Origin of the sequence: Streptomyces catenulae (assembly GCF_000718015.1) — a bacterium.
Taxonomy (GTDB): Bacteria; Actinomycetota; Actinomycetes; order Streptomycetales; family Streptomycetaceae; genus Streptomyces; species Streptomyces catenulae.
In genome coordinates, this window is record NZ_JODY01000007.1 from 185,852 (window position 1) to 203,247 (window position 17,396).

The following is a 17,396-nucleotide window of genomic DNA, read 5'->3' on the forward strand; positions in this document are numbered from 1 at the left end:
CGTGCCCTGCGCCGGGGGCGGGGCACGGACCGCGGGCGGGTCCCGGTGCGGGGTCTCCCCCAGGCCGGTCAGGCCAGGTGCTGCTGGATCTCGGCGGCGGCCTCGTGGCCGTACGCCTTGGTGAAGCGGTCCATGAAGTGGCTGCGGTGCAGCTCGTACTCCTGGGTGCCGACGGTCTCGATGACGAGGGTGGCGAGCATGCAGCCGACCTGGGCGGCGCGCTCCGGGCCGACGCCCCAGGAGAGGCCGGAGAGGAAACCGGCGCGGAAGGCGTCGCCGACGCCGGTCGGGTCGGCCTTGGTGTTCTCCTCGGGCGTGCCGACCTCGATGACGGGCTCGCCGACGCGCTCGATGCGGACGCCGTTGGCGCCGAGGGTGGTGACGCGGGTGCCGACCTTGGCGAGGATCTCCTCGTCGCTCCAGCCGGTCTTGGACTCGATGAGGCCCTTCTCGTACTTGTTGGAGAAGAGGTAGGCGGCGCCCTCCATGAGGGTGCGGATGGCCTCGCCGTCCATGCGGGCGATCTGCTGGGAGAAGTCCGCGCCGAACGGGATCCCGCGGGTACGGCACTCCTCGGTGTGGCGGATCATCGCCTCGGGGTCGTCCGCGCCGATGACGACGAGGTCGAGGCCGCCGACGCGCTCGGCGACGGTGTGCAGCTCGATGAGGCGGGCCTCGCTCATGGCGCCGGTGTAGAAGGAGCCGATCTGGTTGTGGTCGGCGTCGGTGGTGCAGACGAAGCGGGCGGTGTGCAGCACCTCGGAGATGCGGACCGAGCGGGTGTCGACGCCGTGGCGGTCGAGCCAGGCGCGGTAGTCGTCGAAGTCGTTGCCCGCGGCGCCGACCAGGATCGGCGCGGTGCCGAGCTGGCCCATGCCGAAGCAGATGTTGGCGGCGACCCCGCCGCGCCGGACGTCGAGCTCGTCGACGAGGAAGGAGAGGGAGACCGTGTGCAGCTGATCGGCGACCAGCTGGTCGGCGAAGCGGCCGGGGAAGGTCATCAGGTGGTCGGTGGCGATGGAGCCGGTGACTGCGATACGCACGGCTGCTACTCCTGCGGAGGCGTAGGGAGGGGCGGGCGTTGCACCACGCTACCCGGTTCCCCGGGACCTCTCCCACCTGCCGAAACTACCGCATAGTAGGGCTTTCCCGACTGACACCGGATGCGTACGGTTCCCCTATGACCAAGCATGTGAACCGCCTCACACCCCCGGCCCGGCCCGCGGGCGCCGCCGAGCCCGAATCGCTGGACCAGCTGCGCGGTGACTGCGCGCGGATGGCGCCGCGCTGGCGGTCGGCGCACCGCACTCCCCCGGCGCCGGACCGCGCCGCCGAGCTGCACGGCGTTCGGGTGTCCCCGGCGTCGGCGGCGCTGGTGGACGGGATGTCGGAGTACAGCGACTGAGACCGGGTAGGGCCGGGCCTGGACGGCCGGGCGCCCGCCGCGGGCCGGTGGGCCCCGGGCGCCTTGGCGTGTGCGGTCGGCACCGCCCGCCGCACCGGCCCCGGGGGAACCGCCCGTGCGCCCGTGCCGTCCCAAGGGTGTCCTCCGTGCGGAGGGCGGCACGACGGACGGATGGCGGAGCCGAAGGAGCGATGCGGTGAACAGCGAGGACACCACCCCCGAGGCGGTAGCAGCCACGCGGTCGCGGCGGAGCCGGGTCGCGGTCGTCTCGGTGGCCGCGGCGGTGCTGCTGGCCGGTGGCGGGGCCGCGTACTGGGCCTCGGCCGCCGGTGACGACGGGGGGCACGGCAGTGCGGGCGGGCCGCCGCCGCTGGTGCTCGACGGGTACCAGGGGCGCGGGCAGATCGCCGCCGGTGAGCCCAATCCGCAGGGCGCGGCGTACCGCGCGGTGAAGGCGCTGCCGGACGGGCCCGGTTCGGCGCCGGTGTACCGGCCGCACGGCACGGTCACGCCGGAGGCGGTGAAGCGGCTGGCGAAGGCGTTGGATGTGGCCGGAAAGGTCCGGTCGGAGGGCACCAGTTGGAAGGTGGGCGGGCCGACGCGGGACGGCCGGGGCCCGGTGCTCCAGGTGACCAAGACCGGTTCCGGCGCCTGGACGTACTCCGCGTACGGCACCCCCGGCGGCACCAACTGCGCACTGCCCGCCTCCCCCAAGAGCGGGGCGGACGGCGCGTCGGAGCAGCCGGGGTGTCCGTCGTACCGGGGTGGGCCGGACGCGGCGACGCGGGACGACGGCAGCGGTGCGGGCGCGGTGTCGCAGCAGCGGGCGGAGCGGGCGGTGCGGCCGGTGCTGGTGGCGCTGGGCCAGTCCGACGCCCGGTTGGACGCGCACGGGCTGTCGGGGGCGGTGCGGACGGTGCGGGCCGATCCGGTGCTCGGCGGGTTGCCGACGTACGGCTGGCAGAGCGATCTCCAGGTCGGTGCGGACGGCCGGGTGGTCGGTGGCAGCGGGCAGTTGGCGCGGCCGGTGAAGGGGGCGGAGTATCCGGTGCTGAGCGCGGACCGGACGCTGACGCGGCTCAACTCCCGCGACGGGAGCCACACCCCGGGCGACTGCCGGTCGTCGGAGGCGGCGCCGGGGAAGTCCGGCGGGATCGCGCCGTGCGAGCCCGCGCCGACGCGGGCGCAGCAGCCGGCCGAGGTGACCGGCGCGGTCTTCGGGCTGTCGGTGCAGTACGTCTCGGGCGGTCAGGCGCTGGTGCCGTCGTGGCTGTTCACGGTGGTGCAGCCGGGTGCGGGTGACGGTCCGGACGCGACGGCGACGGTGGCGCACCCGGCGGTGCAGCCGCAGTATCTGACGCATCCCGGCGACGGTCCGGCGAAGGGGTCCGGCTCGCCGTCCGGGGAGCCGGGCGCGATGGCGCTGGAGTCGTACGCGGTCTCCGACGGTGGCCGGAAGGTGACGCTGCACTTCTGGGGCGGGGTGTGCAGCACCTACACGGTGCGGGCGCACGAGTCGGCGAAGGCGGTGCGGACGGAGATCACCGGCAGGGAGAAGAAGCCGGGCCAGGTCTGCGTGAAGAGCGCGAAGGAGTTCACCCGGACCGTGACGCTGGAGAAGCCACTGGACGGCCGGAAGGTGATCGACGCCTCTACGGGTGAGCCGGTACCGGCGCGGTAGGGCGCGGCGGTCCGGACCCGGAGACGCCGGAGGGCGGCACCCGTGTGGGGTGCCGCCCTCCGGCGTCTGTCGTCCCGCAGCCGGTCAGCTGAAGGAGTCGCCGCAGGCGCAGGAGCCGGTGGCGTTGGGGTTGTCGATCGTGAAGCCCTGCTTCTCGATGGTGTCGACGAAGTCGATCGAGGCGCCGCCCAGGTACGGGGCGCTCATCCGGTCGGTGACGACCTTGACGCCGTCGAAGTCCTTGACCACGTCGCCGTCGAGCGAGCGCTCGTCGAAGAAGAGCTGGTAGCGCAGACCGGAGCAACCGCCGGGCTGCACGGCGACCCGCAGCGCGAGGTCGTCGCGGCCCTCCTGGTCCAGCAGGGCCTTCACCTTCGACGCGGCCGCGTCGGACAGGATGATGCCGTCACTGACGGCGGCCTTCTCGTCCTGAACGCTCATCTACATCTCTCCCGGGTTGTACGGACCGCTTGTCAACGGATGCAACCAACTGCAACCGGCGTCGTCCCGGATTAATTCCGGCTGCACGCGTGGTGGGTCGGGCCCCTCCGGGCCGTCCCGGCCGGGCTCCGCTGACCTTCCTCTCCTCATGCTCGCACACCTGAGCACGGGGCCGCTGTGACGCCCGGGGAACGGCGGGTACGGATGCGTCACATCGACACTATGGCCATCGTCAAAGTGACGTGAAGCGGATATGATAGATAACGTCAAATAGACGAAAAGGGTCCCGGCGGCACCTCCGCCGAGGCCCCCGGTGCGGCCCCGCCGCGCCCGCCGAGGAGAAGAGAGGGTGCGTGTCGTGACCACCGCCCAGCCCCTGGACGTAACGCCGACCCCGCTGGCGCTGCTGCTGCTCGGCCGCGAGGCCGACCCGAAGAGCGAGCGCGGCGTGGAGTGTCCCGGCGATCTGCCGGCCCCCTCCGACCCGGATCTGGTCGCCCGGGCCCGCGCGGCCAAGGAGGCGCTCGGGGACAAGGTGTTCGTGCTGGGCCACCATTACCAGCGCGACGAGGTCATCGAGTTCGCCGATGTCACCGGCGACTCCTTCAAGCTCGCGCGGGATGCCGCCGCCCGGCCGGACGCCGAGTACATCGTCTTCTGCGGTGTGCACTTCATGGCGGAGTCCGCCGACATCCTCACCGGCGACGACCAGCGGGTGATCCTGCCGGACCTGGCGGCCGGGTGCTCGATGGCCGACATGGCCACCGCCGAGCAGGTCGCGGAGTGCTGGGACGTCCTGACCGAGGCGGGCGTGGCCGAGCGGACCGTGCCGGTGTCGTACATGAACTCCTCCGCCGACATCAAGGCGTTCACCGGGAAGCACGGCGGGACGATCTGCACCTCGTCCAACGCGCGGCGGGCCCTGGAGTGGGCCTTCGGCCAGGGGCAGCAGGTGCTCTTCCTCCCCGATCAGCACCTCGGCCGGAACACCGCCGTCCGTGACCTCGGCATGTCCCTGGAGGACTGCGTCGTCTACAACCCGCACAGGCCGAACGGCGGGCTGACCGCCGAGGAGCTGCGGACGGCGAAGATGATCCTGTGGCGCGGCCACTGCTCGGTGCACGGGCGGTTCTCGCTGGAGTCGGTGAACGACGTCCGCGCCCGCATACCCGGCGTGAACGTCCTGGTCCACCCCGAGTGCAAGCACGAGGTGGTGGCCGCCGCGGACCAGGTCGGGTCGACGGAGTACATCATCAAGGCGCTGGAGGCGGCCCCGGCCGGTTCGAAGTGGGCGATCGGCACCGAGCTGAACCTCGTCCGCCGCCTCGCGAACCGCTTCGCCCCCGAGGGCAAGGAGATCGTCTTCCTCGACCGGACGGTGTGCTTCTGCTCGACGATGAACCGCATCGACCTGCCGCACCTCGTCTGGGCGCTGGAGTCGCTGGTCGCCGGGAAGACCGTCAACCGCATCGAGGTCGACAAGGAGACCGAGCACTTCGCCAAGCTGGCGCTGGAGCGGATGCTGGCGCTGCCGTAGCCGCCACCGCGCCCGACGGGGCCGCGTCCGCCCGGATCCCGGGTGGGCGCGGCCCCGTCCGCCGTCGGGCCCCGCCCGTCCGGGGCGCGCTCCGGGTCACCCGCCTCCGTCCGGGCCCCCGGTGAGAGCGCCGGGCGCCGGGAGGGGCAAGGGCCTGTCCCTCTTCCTCTTTCGCGGCGGGGTACGGGAGGCTCGTGGCCCGGGCAGGTCGGGGCCGACGGGGCATCGGGGCGAGGAGGCGGACGTGGACGGTACGGCGGACGGCGGGGACTGGTATGTGGACGGCCGGTGCACCAACTGCGATGTGGCGCGGCAGCTCGCGCCGGAGCTGATCGAGGAGATCGGCCGCCGGTCGGAGGTGGTGCGCCAGCCGCGCGACGCGGCGGAGGAACGGCAGCTGCACGCGGTGGCGTTCGCCTGTCCGACGCGGTCGGTGCGGCGGCGCGGCGGGCGGGTGGCGGCGGAGCGGGACCCGTTCCCGCTGCGGCTGGACGACACGGTGAGCCTGTGCGGGCACAACTCGCCGCACACCGCGGGCGCCAACGCCTATCTGCTGCGGCGGCCCGGCGGGACCCAGCTGATGATCGACACCCCGCGGTTCGCCGAGCCGCTGGCCGCCCGCTTCGAGGCGGACGGGCCGGTGACCGATGTCCTGCTCACCCACCGGGACCACGCCGCGCACGGCCGCCGCTACGCCGACCGGTTCGGGGCCCGGCTCTGGATCCACGAGGGCGATCTGGACGCCTCGCCCGACGCGGACCGGGTGCTGCGCGGCACCGACCCGGTGACGGTCGCCGACGGGGTGGTCGCCCATCCGCTGCCCGGCCACACCCGCGGCAGCGTCCTCTACGTCGCGGACGAGCGGTACTGCTTCAGCGGCGACAGCTTCTTCTGGTCGCGGACCACCCGCGATCTCGAAATCGCCGAGAGCGTCACCTGGTACTCCGTCACGGAGCTGGCCGCCTCGCTGGCCCGCACCGCCGGGCGGCTGCGGTTCTCCTGGCTGCTCCCCGGGCACGGCGACCGCAGGCATCTGCCGGAGGCGGAGATGGCCCGGCGGCTGCGGGAGCTGACCGACCGGGCGCAGCGGATGGAGCCGCGACCGGTGGACTTCACGGCGCTGCGCTGGTGAGCGCGGACGCGTGGGGGCGCGCCGCCCGTCCGCCGGGCGCCGCCTGACAGGCCGCGGCCCCCGCGACCGCCGGATGCGGTCGCGGGGGCTGCGGTGTGTCGGACCGTGCGGTGGCCGTCAGACCCCCGCGGGCTCCGGCTCCCGGTCCGCCTCCGGGGTCGCGGTCGGGTTCCCGCCCTTGCGGGCCCGCTTGTCCGCCTTCTTCTGCGCCCGGCGCTCCTTGCGCAGCTCGATGATCGCGTAGAGCGTCGGGACGAGGAGGAGGGTGAGCAGGGTGGAGGTGATCAGACCGCCGATCACGACCACCGCGAGCGGCTGCGAGATGAAGCCGCCGTCGCCGGTGAGCGAGAGCGCCATCGGCAGCAGCGCCATGATCGTGGCGAGCGCGGTCATCAGGATCGGGCGGAGGCGGTGGCGGCCACCCTCGATGACCGCCTCGACGACGCCGTAGCCCTGTGCCCGGTACTGGTTGATCAGGTCGATCAGCACGATCGCGTTGGTGACGACGATGCCGATGAGCATCAGCATGCCGATCATCGCCGGGACGCCCATCGGGGTGCCGGTGATCACCAGCAGACCGAGCGCGCCGGTGGCGGCGAACGGGATCGAGATCAGCAGGATCAGCGGCTGGACGATCGAACGGAACGTCCCCACCAGCAGCAGGAAGACGATCGCGACGGCCGCCAGCATGGCCAGGCCCAGCTTGCCGAACGCGTCCGACTGGTCCTGGGAGACGCCGCCGACGGTCGCGGTGGCGCCGGACGGCAGCTTCAGCCCGTTGATCTCGCTCTGCAGCTTCGCGGAGACCGCGCCGGTGTTGTCGCCGGTGGGCTTGGCGGTGACGGTCGCCGAGCGGGCGCCGTCGATCCGGGTCATCTGCACCGGACCGGCCACCGTCCTGACGGTGGCGAGGTCGCCGAGGCGGGCCGTCCCGGACGGGGTCGGCAGCGGCAGGTCCTTCAGCTCGGCCTCGGTGGTCGCCGGGTGGGCCGACCTGATGACCACGTCGCGCTCGGTGTCGTCGAGCACCGCCTTGCCGCTGGGGGTGCCGCTCACGGCCTGGGCGACGGCCTGGCCGAGGGTGGCCTGGGTGTAACCGGCCGCGGCGGCCTTGTCGTTGGGCGTCACGGAGATCCGCGGCACCGACTGCGAGAGGTCGCTGCGGACGTCGGTGACGTCGTCGAGCCCCGCGACCGCCTTACGGACCTGCTCGCTCGCCTTCGCCAGGACATCGGCGTCACCGGCCTTGACGACCACGCTGAGGTCCTGGTTGCCGAAGCCGCCGCCGCCCGCGCTGACCGAGGTGGTACCGGCGGCCCGGCCCAGCTTCGCCAGATCGGCGCGGAGGTCCTCGGTGACCTTGTCGGAGTCGGCCGCGTCCTCCAGCTTCACCTGGTAATTGGCCTGGTTGGCGCCGGAGCCGCCGCCGAAGGCCGCCATCATGCCGGAGGAGCCGACGGTGACCTGGTAGTCCGCCACCCGCTCGTCGGCGGCGAGGATCTTCTCGACCCGCTTCGCCTGGGCGTCGGTCGCGCCGAGGCTGGTGCCCGGCTTCAGCTCCTGCTTGATGCTCAGGGTGTCCTGCTGGCCCTGGTCGAAGAAGGTGGTCTTGAGCAGCGGGGCCATGCCGAAGGTGGCGATCAGGACCGCCACGGCGATGAGCAGGCTGACCGCGCGGCGGCGGGTGGCGAAGCGCAGCACCGGCACATACATCCGCTGCAGCGCGCTCCTCGCCTCCTTCTCCTCGGCCTCGCGGCGCAGCTGCTCGACGTCGGTGCCCTCGGGGAGTTCGGGGGCGCGCAGGAACCAGAACGACAGGACCGGCACCACGGTCAGCGAGACCAGCAGCGAGGCGAGCAGCGCGACGGTGACGGTGAGCGAGAAGGAGCCGAAGAGGGCGCCGACCATGCCGCCGACCACACCGATCGGGAGGAAGACCGCGACGGTGGTCAGGGTGGAGGCGGTGATCGCGCCGGAGACCTCCTTGACCGCGTTGATGATCGCGTCGCGCCGCTCCTCGCCGTAGCCGAGGTGGCGCTTGATGTTCTCCAGGACGACGATCGAGTCGTCGACGACCCGGCCGATGGCGATGGTCAGACCGCCCAGGGTCAGCATGTTCAAGGAGAGGTCGCCGGTCCACAGCACGATCAGGGTGAGGACCACGGACAGCGGGATGGAGACCGCGGTGACCAGCGTGGAGCGCAGGCTCAGCAGGAAGACCAGGATCACGATCACGGCCATGACCAGGCCGAGCAGACCCTCGGTGGTCAGCGACTCGATGGACTTGGAGACCTGCGGGCCCTGGTCCGAGGCGATGGTGACGTCGGCTCCGGCGCCCAGGTCCTTGCGGATGGTGTCGAGCTTGTCCTTGACCGCGTCGGAGATGGCGACGGCGCTGCCGTCCTGGCTCATCGTCACGGTGACGGAGAGGCTGGGCTTCCCGTCGGTGCGGGTGATCGACGTCGGGGTGGCCGAGGTCTCCGCGACGGTGGCGAGGTCACCGAGGCGGGCCGGCTTGCCGCCCTGGCCGCCGCCCGCCGCACCGGGTGCCGGGGCCACCATCAGGTCCTTGATCTGCTGCACGGAGGTGAAGCCGGTGCCGACCTGCACGGTCCTGCTGCGGCCGTCCTCGGCGAAGGAACCGGCGGGCACCGAGGCGCCGCCCGCCTGCAGCGCCTGACCGAGCGCCGCGCCGTTGAGGCCCGCGGCGGCCATCTTCTTGTCGTCCGGGGTGATCGCCACGATCCGGTCCTGGACGCCGCCGACGTTGACCTGGCCGACGCCGTCGATGTTCTTCAGGTCCGGGACGACCGTGCGGTTGAGCTGGTCGGCGAGGCTCTGCTGGTCCTTCTTGGTGGAGGAGACGGCGAGGACGACCGTGGGCAGGTCGTCGGTGCCGCCGGAGACCACCTGCGGGTCCACGTCCTTGGGCAGCTTCGCCCGGGCCCGGTTGACGGCCTGCTGGACGTCGGCGACGAGGGTCTTGGAGTCGTTGCCGTAGTCGAACGACGCCATGATCACACCGGCGCCCTCGCTCGACGTGGAGGTGACGCTCTTGATGCCGTTGACCGCCTGGATGCCGTTCTCCAGCGGCTCGACGACCTGCTTCTCGACGACATCGGGCGAGGCGCCCTGGTACGGCGCGACCACCGAGACCATCGGCAGGTCGATGGAGGGCAGAAGCTGCTGTTTGAGCTGCGGGATCGCGATGACGCCGAAGGCGACCGCGACAAGGGATATCAGCGCTATCAGGCCGCGTTGCACGAGGCTGATGCGGGACAGCCAGGACATGGGTGAGGGTCCTTCTTCTGTTCTGGGGGCGGCGGTGACGGATCGGGTGACGGCCGGGCGGCGGCCCCGGGTCAGCGGGGCCACGGCTCCCGGCCGTTCGGGCGTCGGCGGGCACACACGGAAAGCGGCCCGGTTACACCTTCGGCCACCCGGCGGCCGATTTTCCTCGCTCCCAGGTCGGTTTCCGCAGGCGGGGCGTACCGCGATCGGAGTACGCCCCCCGCGGGCTCACTGCACCCGTGGGCGTACGAGCCCGGTTTCGTACGCGGTGACCACCAACTGGGCCCGGTCGCGGGCGCCGAGCTTGGCCATCGCACGGTTCACATGCGTCTTCACCGTCAACGGACTGACCTGCAGCCGGGCGCCGATCTCGTCGTTGGACAGGCCCCCGGCGACATGCACCAGGACCTCCCGCTCGCGCCCGGTGAGGGTGGCCAGCCGCCGGACGTCGTCGGAGCGGTCGCCGAGGACGGGGGCGTCCTCCCCCTGGGCGAGGAACTTCGCGATCAGCCCCTTGGTCGCGGCCGGGGAGAGCAGCGCCTCACCGGCGGCGGCGATCCGGATCGCGGCGATCAGCTCGTCCGGCTCGGCGCCCTTGCCGAGGAAGCCACCGGCCCCCGCGCGCAGCGCCTGCACCACGTAGTCGTCGACCTCGAAGGTCGTCAGGATCACCACGCGGACGCCGGAGAGCTGCGGGTCCTCGCTGATCAGCCGGGTCGCGGCGAGGCCGTCGGTGCCGGGCATCCGGATGTCCATCAAGACCACGTCGGGCACGGTGGCGCGGGCCAGTTCGTACGCCTGGGCGCCGTCGGACGCCTCGCCGACGACCGCCATGTCCGGTTCCGAGTCGACCAGCACCCGGAAGGCGCTGCGCAGCAGTGCCTGGTCGTCGGCGAGCAGCACCTTGATGGTCACAGCGGGGTCCCTTCCGTACGGGCGGGGTGCAGAGGAAGGGTGGCACGCACCCGGAAGCCACCGGTCGGCCGGGTCCCGGTGGCGACGGTGCCGCCCAGCGCCTGGACCCGCTCGCGCATCCCGATCAGCCCGTGACCGCCGCCGGGCACCCCGCCGTCGGAGCCGGTCCGGCCGCGTGGCACCGGGGGCCGTCCGGCGCCGTCGTCCAGCACCGTGACGGTCAGCTCGGCCTCGGTGCGGACGATGCGGACCGTCGCCCGGGCGCCGTCGCCCGCGTGTTTGCGGACGTTGGTCAGCGCCTCCTGGACGACGCGGTAGACGGTGAGGTCGGCGGAGGCGGGCAGCCCCTGGGCGGACGCCGGGGCCTGGAGGTCTACGGGGAGCCCGGCGCGGACGAAGCCGTCGACGAGCTGGTCGAGGACGCCGAGGCCGGGCGCGGGCTCGGTGGGGGCGGTCGGGTCGTCGGACTGCCGCAGCAGCCCGACGGTGGCCCGCAGCTCCCCGAGCGCCGAGCGGGACGCCTCCCGGACGTGTGCCAGGGCCTGTTTCGCCTGGTCGGGCCGGGTGTCCATGACATGTGAGGCGACGCCTGCCTGGACGTTGACGAGCGCGATGTGGTGAGCGACGACGTCGTGCAGCTCCCGGGCGATACGCATCCGCTCCTCGGCGACGCGGCGACCGGCCTCCTCCTCGCGGGTGCGTTCGGCACGTTCGGCGCGTTCGTGGATGGCGTCGATGTAGGCGCGGCGGCTGCGGACCGCGTCGCCGGTCGCGGCGGCGAGCCCCGTCCAGGCGGTGATCGCGAGGTTCTCCTGCGCGTACCAGGGCCCGGTCCCGAAGAGCATCGCGGCACCGGTCAGCACGACGACGGTGAGGGCGCCGACCCGCCAGGTGGTGTGGCGGTCGGTGCGGGCGGCGAGGGTGAAGAGCGCGACGAAGGCGGCCGCGGCGACCGGCGCGCGGGACTCGCCCGTCTCGGTGACCAGCTCGACGAGGGTGAGCGCGCCGGTGACGGCGAGCACGGTACGCGGGGCGCGGCGGCGCGCCACCAGCGCGGCGCAGGCCAGGGTGGCGAGGACGGCGACGACGGGCGACGGCGGGTGGCCGATGAGGCGCGGGCTGTGCGGGCCGTGCCGGTCGACGACCGCAGCGAGCATGATCGCGGTGAGGACGCAGACCGCGACGGCGACGTCGGCCGCCAGGGGGTGCTTCCGGTGCCACTGGAAGCGGCCGGGGCGCGGGGCTTCCCGGCCGGTGTCGGGAGGGGTCACGGGAGCACACGGTAGCGCCCCGGACCCGGAAGGGGCCGGGGCGCTGTCCGTCTGCGCTGGAGGGGACGCCCGGGGGCGGGCGCCGACCGGTGTCAGCCGGGGATGAGCCCGTCGTCGCTGAGCATCTCGCGGACCTCGTCGAGCGTGGCGTCCTGCCCGGGCAGGATCAGCTCGGACGGTTCGAGGGCGTCGTCGGGCAGCGGCTCGCCGAGTCGGCGCACCGCGTCGAGCAGGGCGCCCAGCGTTCTGCGGAAGCCCTGCTCGTCACCGCTCTCCATCTCGGCGAGCAGTTCGTCGTCCAACGCGTTGAGCTCGGTGAAGTGGACGTCGTCCAGCTTCACCTGGCCCTCCCCCATGATCCGTACGATCACGACGGTCTCCCTCGTGTGCGGTCGGCGATCCCTGTGAGGCTATCCGCCGGCGTGGGTCACTGCTTGTCGAAACGCGGCTGGTCCTGGGGGGCGGAGGGCTGTGCCTGACCGCCCTGACCGCCCTCGATGGCCTGCTGCCCGGCGGAGGAACCACCGGCCAGTTCGGCCTTCATCCGCTGCAGCTCCAGCTCGACGTCGCTGCCGCCGGAGAGGCGGTCCAGCTCGGCCGTGATGTCGTCCTTGGCCATACCGGTCGGGTCGTCGAGGGCGCCGGAGGCGAGCAGCTCGTCGATGGCACCGGCACGCGCCTGCATCTGCGCGGTCTTGTCCTCGGCCCGCTCGATGGCGAGACCGACGTCGCCCATCTCCTCGGAGATGCCGGAGAACGCCTCCCCGATCTGGGTCTGCGCCTGGGCGGCGGTGTACGTCGCCTTGATCGTCTCCTTCTTGGTGCGGAAGGCGTCGACCTTGGCCTGCAGCCGCTGGGCGGCGAGGGTCAGCTTCTCCTCCTCACCCTGGAGGTTCTGGTGCTGCGACTGCAGGTCGGTGACCTGCTGCTGCAGCGCGCTGCGGCGCGAGAGCGCCTCACGGGCCAGGTCCTCACGGCCCAGCGCCAGCGCCTTGCGGCCCTGGTCCTCCAGCTTGGCGGACTGGCCCTGGAGCTGGTTGAGCTGCAGCTCCAGCCGCTTGCGGGAGGTCGCCACGTCGGCGACCCCGCGACGCACCTTCTGGAGCAGCTCCAGCTGCTTCTGGTACGAGTAGTCGAGGGTCTCGCGCGGGTCCTCGGCCCGGTCCAGGGCCTTGTTGGCCTTCGCGCGGAAGATCATCCCCATCCGCTTCATGACACCGCTCATGGGCCTCGCGCGCCCCCTTCTGACCGAATTACCTCGGGCTTGGACTCCAGCACACCTACAGACCCCACAGTACGGGCCCTGGTTCCATTACCGCACTGTTCGGGGCCGGATGTGCTCCTCCTCCAGGACGAGGATTTCTCCGGCGCAGGGTGGAGGTGGCGTCACGGGGCGTCGTCACCGTGTCCGGTTGGTCCCGTTACGGCAGGTACGGCCGGTCCGTACCGTTGCCGGATCGTGCCCCCTCGCGCCGCCGCTCACCGCCGCCGACCCCGTACCCTTGGGTGTTGTGTTCCGAAGCCGTTCGAAGGATGAGCAGGCCGCGACCGCCAAGGTGACCGCGGACCAGCCCCAGCAGCCCCGCGACCCGCAGGCCCCCAAGGGCCGCCCGACGCCGAAGCGCAGCGACGCGCAGGCCAACCGCCGCACGCGCGCCCAGACGCCGACCAACCGCAAGGAGGCGTCGAAGGCGCAGCGCGAGGCGCGCCGCGCCGACATGGCCAAGCAGCGCGAGGCCATGGCCAACGGCGATGAGCGCTATCTGCCCGTGCGGGACAAGGGTCCGGTGCGCCGTTTCGCCCGTGACTACGTCGACTCGCGCTGGTGTGTCGCCGAGTTCTTCCTGCCGATGGCCGTGATCATCCTGGTGCTCACCATGATCCGGGTGCCGCAGATCCAGAACGTCGCGCTGCTGCTCTGGCTCGTGATCATCGTGCTGATCGTGCTGGACTCCGTCGGCATCTGGTTCCGTATGGGCAAGCAGCTCAAGGAGCGCTTCCCGAACGAGAGCCACCGGGGCGTCAAGGCGTACGCGGTGATGCGCACGCTCCAGATGCGCCGACTGCGGCTGCCGAAGCCGCAGGTCAAGCGCGGAGAGCGGCCCTGACCGCGAGCGACGCCGCCACGGCGCCCGTTCCGGGGACGGCCGCCGTGGTGCCCGTTCCCGAGGCACCCGCGGTGTCCGTGCCCGCCCAGCCGGTCGGCCCCGCGGAGCCCGTCGCCCCGGCCCCCGCGGCCGTGGCCGCCGCGCCCGTGGTGCGGCCGTCGGTGCGGCAGGAGCTGCTGGGGCGGCAGATCGAGGAGCAGATCGCCGGGCGGTTCCCCGTCGGGCAGCGGCTGCGGGTGCTCGACGCCGGGACGGGTGACGGTGTGCAGGCGCTGCGGCTGGCGCGCGCCGGGCACCATGTCACCGCACTGGAGCAGGACCCGGGCGCCCTGGAGGGCGTCCGCGCGGCGCTGGCGGCCGAGCCGGACGGCATCCGGGAGCGGGTGCGGCTGGTCGAGGGCGACGGCCGGGACACCGGTGCGCACTTCCTGCCGGGCTCGTTCGACGTGGTGCTCTGTCACGGGCTGCTCAGCGGCGCCCGGGACCCGGACGCGCATCTGGCGGGCCTCGCGCGGGTGCTGGCCCCCGGTGGTCTGCTCTCCCTCGTCGTCCGCAACACCGGCGCCGCCGCGATGCGGCCCGGGCTCGCCGGGGACTGGCACGGCGTGCTCGCCGCGTTCGAGGCGCCGGACGGTGAGCGGGGCGCGGGTCGGTCCGGTCTGGACGCGCTGACCGCGTCGCTGGCCGGGATCGGTGCGCCGCTCCAGGAGTGGTACGGCGTCGGCGTCTTCACGGACGCCTCGGCCGACGCGGCGCCGCAGGTGCCCGCCCAGGGCGGGGCGGACGGTGCGCGGCGGCGGGAGCTGCTGCTGAGCGCCGAGGAGCGGGCCGGGCGGACCGATCCGTACCGTACGGTCGCCGGGCTGCTGCATCTGTGCGGCGTGCGGGGCGGCTGACGCCCCCGGTAAGTACGTCACGAGGCCCGCGGCCCCCGGTGGAGGGGGCCGCGGGCCTCGTCGGGTGCGGGGCGGCACTCAGTCGTCGTCGGCGTGGAGGCTCATCGGGCCCGCGTAGATCTCGGTGCCGTCCTCGAAGAGGCGGACCTGGTCGACGCCGCCGTCGCGCAGCGCCCGCCACTCCTCGCCGATCCAGGATTCGGCGTCCCCCTGGGTCGTGAATTCCTCCGGCTGCACCGACGGCGCCGTCTCCGTACCGTCCGCCGTCTCGAACCGCCACGTCCACGCCATGTCCGCCTCCTGGGTGCCTGGGTGCGGCGGGAGGTGCCGGGGCCCCGTCCGCCGTGCCGTGATGTGCTGCTGAGCGTGTTGTCCTGCTGGTCGTGCGTGGTGCCGGTCAGAGCCTATCGGCCGTGTCGAGAGGTCCCCGGCGCGCTGTGGGGCCGGGCCCGGGGGAAAATCGCCGGGTGGAACTGACACTGCTCGGCACCGGAGCCCCTCAGGGGCTGCCGCGCCCCGGCTGCCCGTGCGCGGCCTGCGCCACCGCCGTCGGCGACGAGGCGCGGGCGGCGACCGCGCTGCTCATCGACGGCGCGCTGCTCATCGATCTCACCCCCGGCCCGGCGTTCGCCGCCGCCCGCGCGGGGCAGTCGCTGGCGGGGGTGCGGCAGGTGCTGCTGTCGCATCCGCACGACGGTCCGGCGCTGGAGGTCCCGGCGGGGCTGCCGCAGCCGGGCCGGGTCGCGGACGGGCGGGAGCTGGCGCTGCTGGACGGGCACCGGGTGCGGGCCATCGCGGTGGACATCCCCGGTACCGGCTACGAGATCGGCGGCGGGGGCGGTGAGCGGCTGCTGTACCTGCCGCCGGGCGCCGCGCCCGCGGGGCCGGTCAACGGCGCGGCGGCGGGCGGCGGCTACGAGGCGATGGGCGGCACCGGTCCGTACGACCTGGTGCTGCTGGACGTCGTCGGGCGGCCGGACGCGCTGGCGCGGCTGCGGGCGAGCGGTGCGGTGGACGCGGCGACCGATGTGATCGCCGTCCATCTCGACCACGCGGTGCCGCCCGGCCCCGAGCTGCACCGCAGGCTGGCGGCGGCGGGGGCGCGGGCGGTGCCGGACGGGACGACGCTGGTGGCCGGGGAGTTCCCGGTCGGGGCGCCGCCGGAGCTGCCGCGGCGGACGCTGGTGCTGGGCGGGGCGCGCAGCGGCAAGTCGGCGGAGGCGGAGCGGCGGCTGGCGGCCTTCCCGGACGTGCTCTACGTCGCGACCGGCGGCACCCGGGAGGGCGACACGGAGTGGGCGCACCGGGTGGCGCTCCACCGCGAGCGGCGGCCCCCGGGCTGGCGTACCGCCGAGACCTGTGACCTGGTGCCGCTGCTGACGGGTGAGGAGCGGGACGCCGGGGGCGGGCCGCTGCTCGGTCCGGCGCGGGAGCCGGGGGCCGGGCGGCGGGCCGGGCCGGGCGGCGACGACGCGGCCGACCGGGTCTTCGACGCGTCGCCGCTGCTGATCGACTGTCTGTCGCTGTGGCTGACGCAGGTCATGGACGAGGTCGGGGCGTGGGACGACGCGGCGTGGGAGGCCGGGGGGCGGCGGGCGCTGCGGGAGCGGACGGACGCGCTGGTGGCGGCCGTCCGGGCGACGCGCAGGCAGGTGGTGGCGGTGAGCAACGAGGTCGGGTCCGGGGTGGTGCCGGCGACCCCGGCCGGGCGGCGGTTCCGGGACGAACTGGGGCGGCTGAACGCGGCGTTCGGCGCCGAGTGCGAGCAGGTGCTGCTGGTCGTCGCCGGGCAGCCGCTTGCGCTGCGTGGATGACACGGGGCCGGTGGGGCACGTGTCCGCTTGCCCGGCGGCCCGGCGGCGGGTGCTCTTGAACGGTGACCGATTCCGAGCTGACGGAGCCGACCGGACGGACCGGGCCGGGTCCCGCCGCCCCCGTCGGGGCCTGCCACCGGGGCACGCCGCGGGCCCACGCGCGTACCGCGGGGGCTGAGGTGCGGCAGGCGCCGCGGGATCCCGGGGCGGTCGATCCGCCCGGGGTGCGGGCGGCGGGGCGGCGCGGGCGGTGCGTGGACGCGGCGGTGCGGGCATATGTGGCGCGGCACCCGGAGGCGACGGTGGTGGCGCTCGGCGAGGGGCTGGGCACCGGCTACTGGCGGTTGGACAACGGGCGGTTGCACTGGCTGTCGGTGCTGTCGCCGGAGACCGCGGCGGTGCGGCGGATGCTGCTGCCGGACGGGGCGCGGCGCCGCACGCTGGTGCGTCCGGCGGACGGCACCGGCTGGCTGGACGCGGTCGGGGAGCCGTCCCGCGGGGTGATCGTGACGGCGCCGGGGCTGCTGATGCGGCAGCCGCCCGGGGAGGTGCGGGCGCTGCTGGCGGCGTGCGCGGAGCGGCTGCCCGGCGGGGCGCTGGTCTTCGACGCGCTGCCGCGGCGGGCGGCGGCGGTGGCCCGCCGCTGTCCGGCACCGGCCGCCGGGCCGCTGCCGGGCCCGGTGCGCTGGTGCCTGGAGCGCGGCCAGCTGGCGGCGCTCGCCGCGGTCCATCCGGCCATCGCCTCGGTACGTGAACTGCCGCTGCCGGTCGGCCGGTTGGCGCTGCCGGGGGCCGCGGGCGGGTACGGGCAGCGGTTCCCGGTGCTGCGTTCGTGGGCGCCGGTGGTGTGCGAGGTGCGGTTCGCGCGGTAGGGCGGGGGCGCGCCTCCGGGGCGGGGCGGGCCG

The 17,396-nt window shown here is 73.9% G+C and carries 16 protein-coding genes; 8 read left to right on the forward strand and 8 right to left on the reverse strand.

Translation table 11 applies throughout. The annotated features are described in order from the left end of the window. Positions 1-68: 68 nt before the first annotated feature. On the reverse strand, positions 69-1,043 hold the full coding sequence (locus IF23_RS0109465; RefSeq protein ID WP_030281850.1) for a carbohydrate kinase family protein: 975 nt from the start codon (positions 1,041-1,043) through the stop codon (positions 69-71). 137 nt (positions 1,044-1,180) lie between these two features. Between IF23_RS0109465 and IF23_RS0109470 the strand changes: the two genes are divergently transcribed. Together IF23_RS0109470 and IF23_RS0109475 are read left to right on the forward strand one after the other, a co-directional pair. Beyond that, complete coding sequence (locus IF23_RS0109470) at positions 1,181-1,405, forward strand: hypothetical protein (protein ID WP_030281852.1); 225 nt, start codon at positions 1,181-1,183, stop codon at positions 1,403-1,405. A gap of 196 nt (positions 1,406-1,601) precedes the next feature. Continuing rightward, the gene (locus tag IF23_RS0109475; protein WP_030281854.1) at positions 1,602-3,086 is read left to right on the forward strand and encodes a hypothetical protein; all 1,485 of its coding nucleotides are present in this window, start codon (positions 1,602-1,604) and stop codon (positions 3,084-3,086) included. Positions 3,087-3,170: 84 nt separating this feature from the next. Here the strand turns inward: IF23_RS0109475 and IF23_RS0109480 are convergent, their stop codons facing one another. Beyond that, positions 3,171-3,527, reverse strand: coding sequence for a HesB/IscA family protein (locus IF23_RS0109480; RefSeq protein WP_030281855.1), 357 nt, complete (start codon positions 3,525-3,527; stop codon positions 3,171-3,173). 349 nt (positions 3,528-3,876) lie between these two features. Here IF23_RS0109480 and nadA point away from each other — a divergent pair, with 349 nt between their 5' ends. Both nadA and IF23_RS0109490 read left to right on the forward strand, forming a co-directional pair. After that, complete coding sequence (gene nadA / locus IF23_RS0109485; RefSeq protein WP_030281857.1) at positions 3,877-5,064, forward strand: quinolinate synthase NadA; 1,188 nt, start codon at positions 3,877-3,879, stop codon at positions 5,062-5,064. 244 nt (positions 5,065-5,308) lie between these two features. After that, complete coding sequence (locus IF23_RS0109490; protein WP_030281860.1) at positions 5,309-6,196, forward strand: MBL fold metallo-hydrolase; 888 nt, start codon at positions 5,309-5,311, stop codon at positions 6,194-6,196. Positions 6,197-6,313: 117 nt separating this feature from the next. On the opposite strand, the gene IF23_RS0109495 is transcribed toward IF23_RS0109490, so the two are convergent. The 5 genes from IF23_RS0109495 to IF23_RS0109515 all read right to left on the reverse strand — a co-directional run bounded on the left by IF23_RS0109495 (position 6,314) and on the right by IF23_RS0109515 (position 12,898). After that, entirely contained in the window at positions 6,314-9,487 is a 3,174-nt protein-coding gene (locus tag IF23_RS0109495) for an efflux RND transporter permease subunit (protein ID WP_030281861.1), read from the reverse strand. A 228-nt stretch (positions 9,488-9,715) separates the two neighbouring features. Continuing rightward, positions 9,716-10,402 (reverse strand): response regulator, encoded by a 687-nt coding sequence (locus IF23_RS0109500; RefSeq protein ID WP_030281862.1) that lies wholly within the window; start codon positions 10,400-10,402, stop codon positions 9,716-9,718. Then, the gene (locus tag IF23_RS0109505; RefSeq protein ID WP_030281864.1) at positions 10,399-11,673 is read right to left on the reverse strand and encodes a sensor histidine kinase; all 1,275 of its coding nucleotides are present in this window, start codon (positions 11,671-11,673) and stop codon (positions 10,399-10,401) included. Before IF23_RS0109505 ends, IF23_RS0109500 begins: the two co-directional genes overlap by 4 nt. Before the next feature lie 92 nt (positions 11,674-11,765). Continuing rightward, positions 11,766-12,044 carry a PspA-associated protein PspAA gene (gene pspAA, locus IF23_RS0109510; protein ID WP_030281866.1) on the reverse strand — a complete coding sequence of 93 codons (279 nt, stop codon included), beginning with the start codon at positions 12,042-12,044 and terminating at the stop codon, positions 11,766-11,768. Between the two features lie 56 nt (positions 12,045-12,100). Beyond that, complete coding sequence (locus tag IF23_RS0109515; RefSeq protein ID WP_030281868.1) at positions 12,101-12,898, reverse strand: PspA/IM30 family protein; 798 nt, start codon at positions 12,896-12,898, stop codon at positions 12,101-12,103. A 286-nt stretch (positions 12,899-13,184) separates the two neighbouring features. On the opposite strand from IF23_RS0109515, the gene IF23_RS0109520 reads away from it, so the two are divergent. Both IF23_RS0109520 and IF23_RS0109525 read left to right on the forward strand, forming a co-directional pair. After that, a complete protein-coding gene (locus tag IF23_RS0109520) occupies positions 13,185-13,781 on the forward strand; it encodes a DUF3043 domain-containing protein (protein ID WP_078653882.1) in 597 nt (198 codons plus the stop codon). A gap of 176 nt (positions 13,782-13,957) precedes the next feature. Then, the gene (locus IF23_RS0109525; RefSeq protein WP_030281872.1) at positions 13,958-14,677 is read left to right on the forward strand and encodes a class I SAM-dependent methyltransferase; all 720 of its coding nucleotides are present in this window, start codon (positions 13,958-13,960) and stop codon (positions 14,675-14,677) included. Positions 14,678-14,755: 78 nt separating this feature from the next. On the opposite strand, the gene IF23_RS0109530 is transcribed toward IF23_RS0109525, so the two are convergent. Beyond that, positions 14,756-14,968 carry a hypothetical protein gene (locus IF23_RS0109530; RefSeq protein WP_030281874.1) on the reverse strand — a complete coding sequence of 71 codons (213 nt, stop codon included), beginning with the start codon at positions 14,966-14,968 and terminating at the stop codon, positions 14,756-14,758. A 176-nt stretch (positions 14,969-15,144) separates the two neighbouring features. Between IF23_RS0109530 and IF23_RS0109535 the strand changes: the two genes are divergently transcribed. Together IF23_RS0109535 and IF23_RS0109540 are read left to right on the forward strand one after the other, a co-directional pair. Then, entirely contained in the window at positions 15,145-16,491 is a 1,347-nt protein-coding gene (locus IF23_RS0109535; RefSeq protein WP_030281876.1) for a bifunctional adenosylcobinamide kinase/adenosylcobinamide-phosphate guanylyltransferase, read from the forward strand. Positions 16,492-16,757: 266 nt separating this feature from the next. Continuing rightward, positions 16,758-17,363 (forward strand): class I SAM-dependent methyltransferase, encoded by a 606-nt coding sequence (locus IF23_RS0109540; RefSeq protein ID WP_157847988.1) that lies wholly within the window; start codon positions 16,758-16,760, stop codon positions 17,361-17,363. Positions 17,364-17,396: the final 33 nt, after the last annotated feature.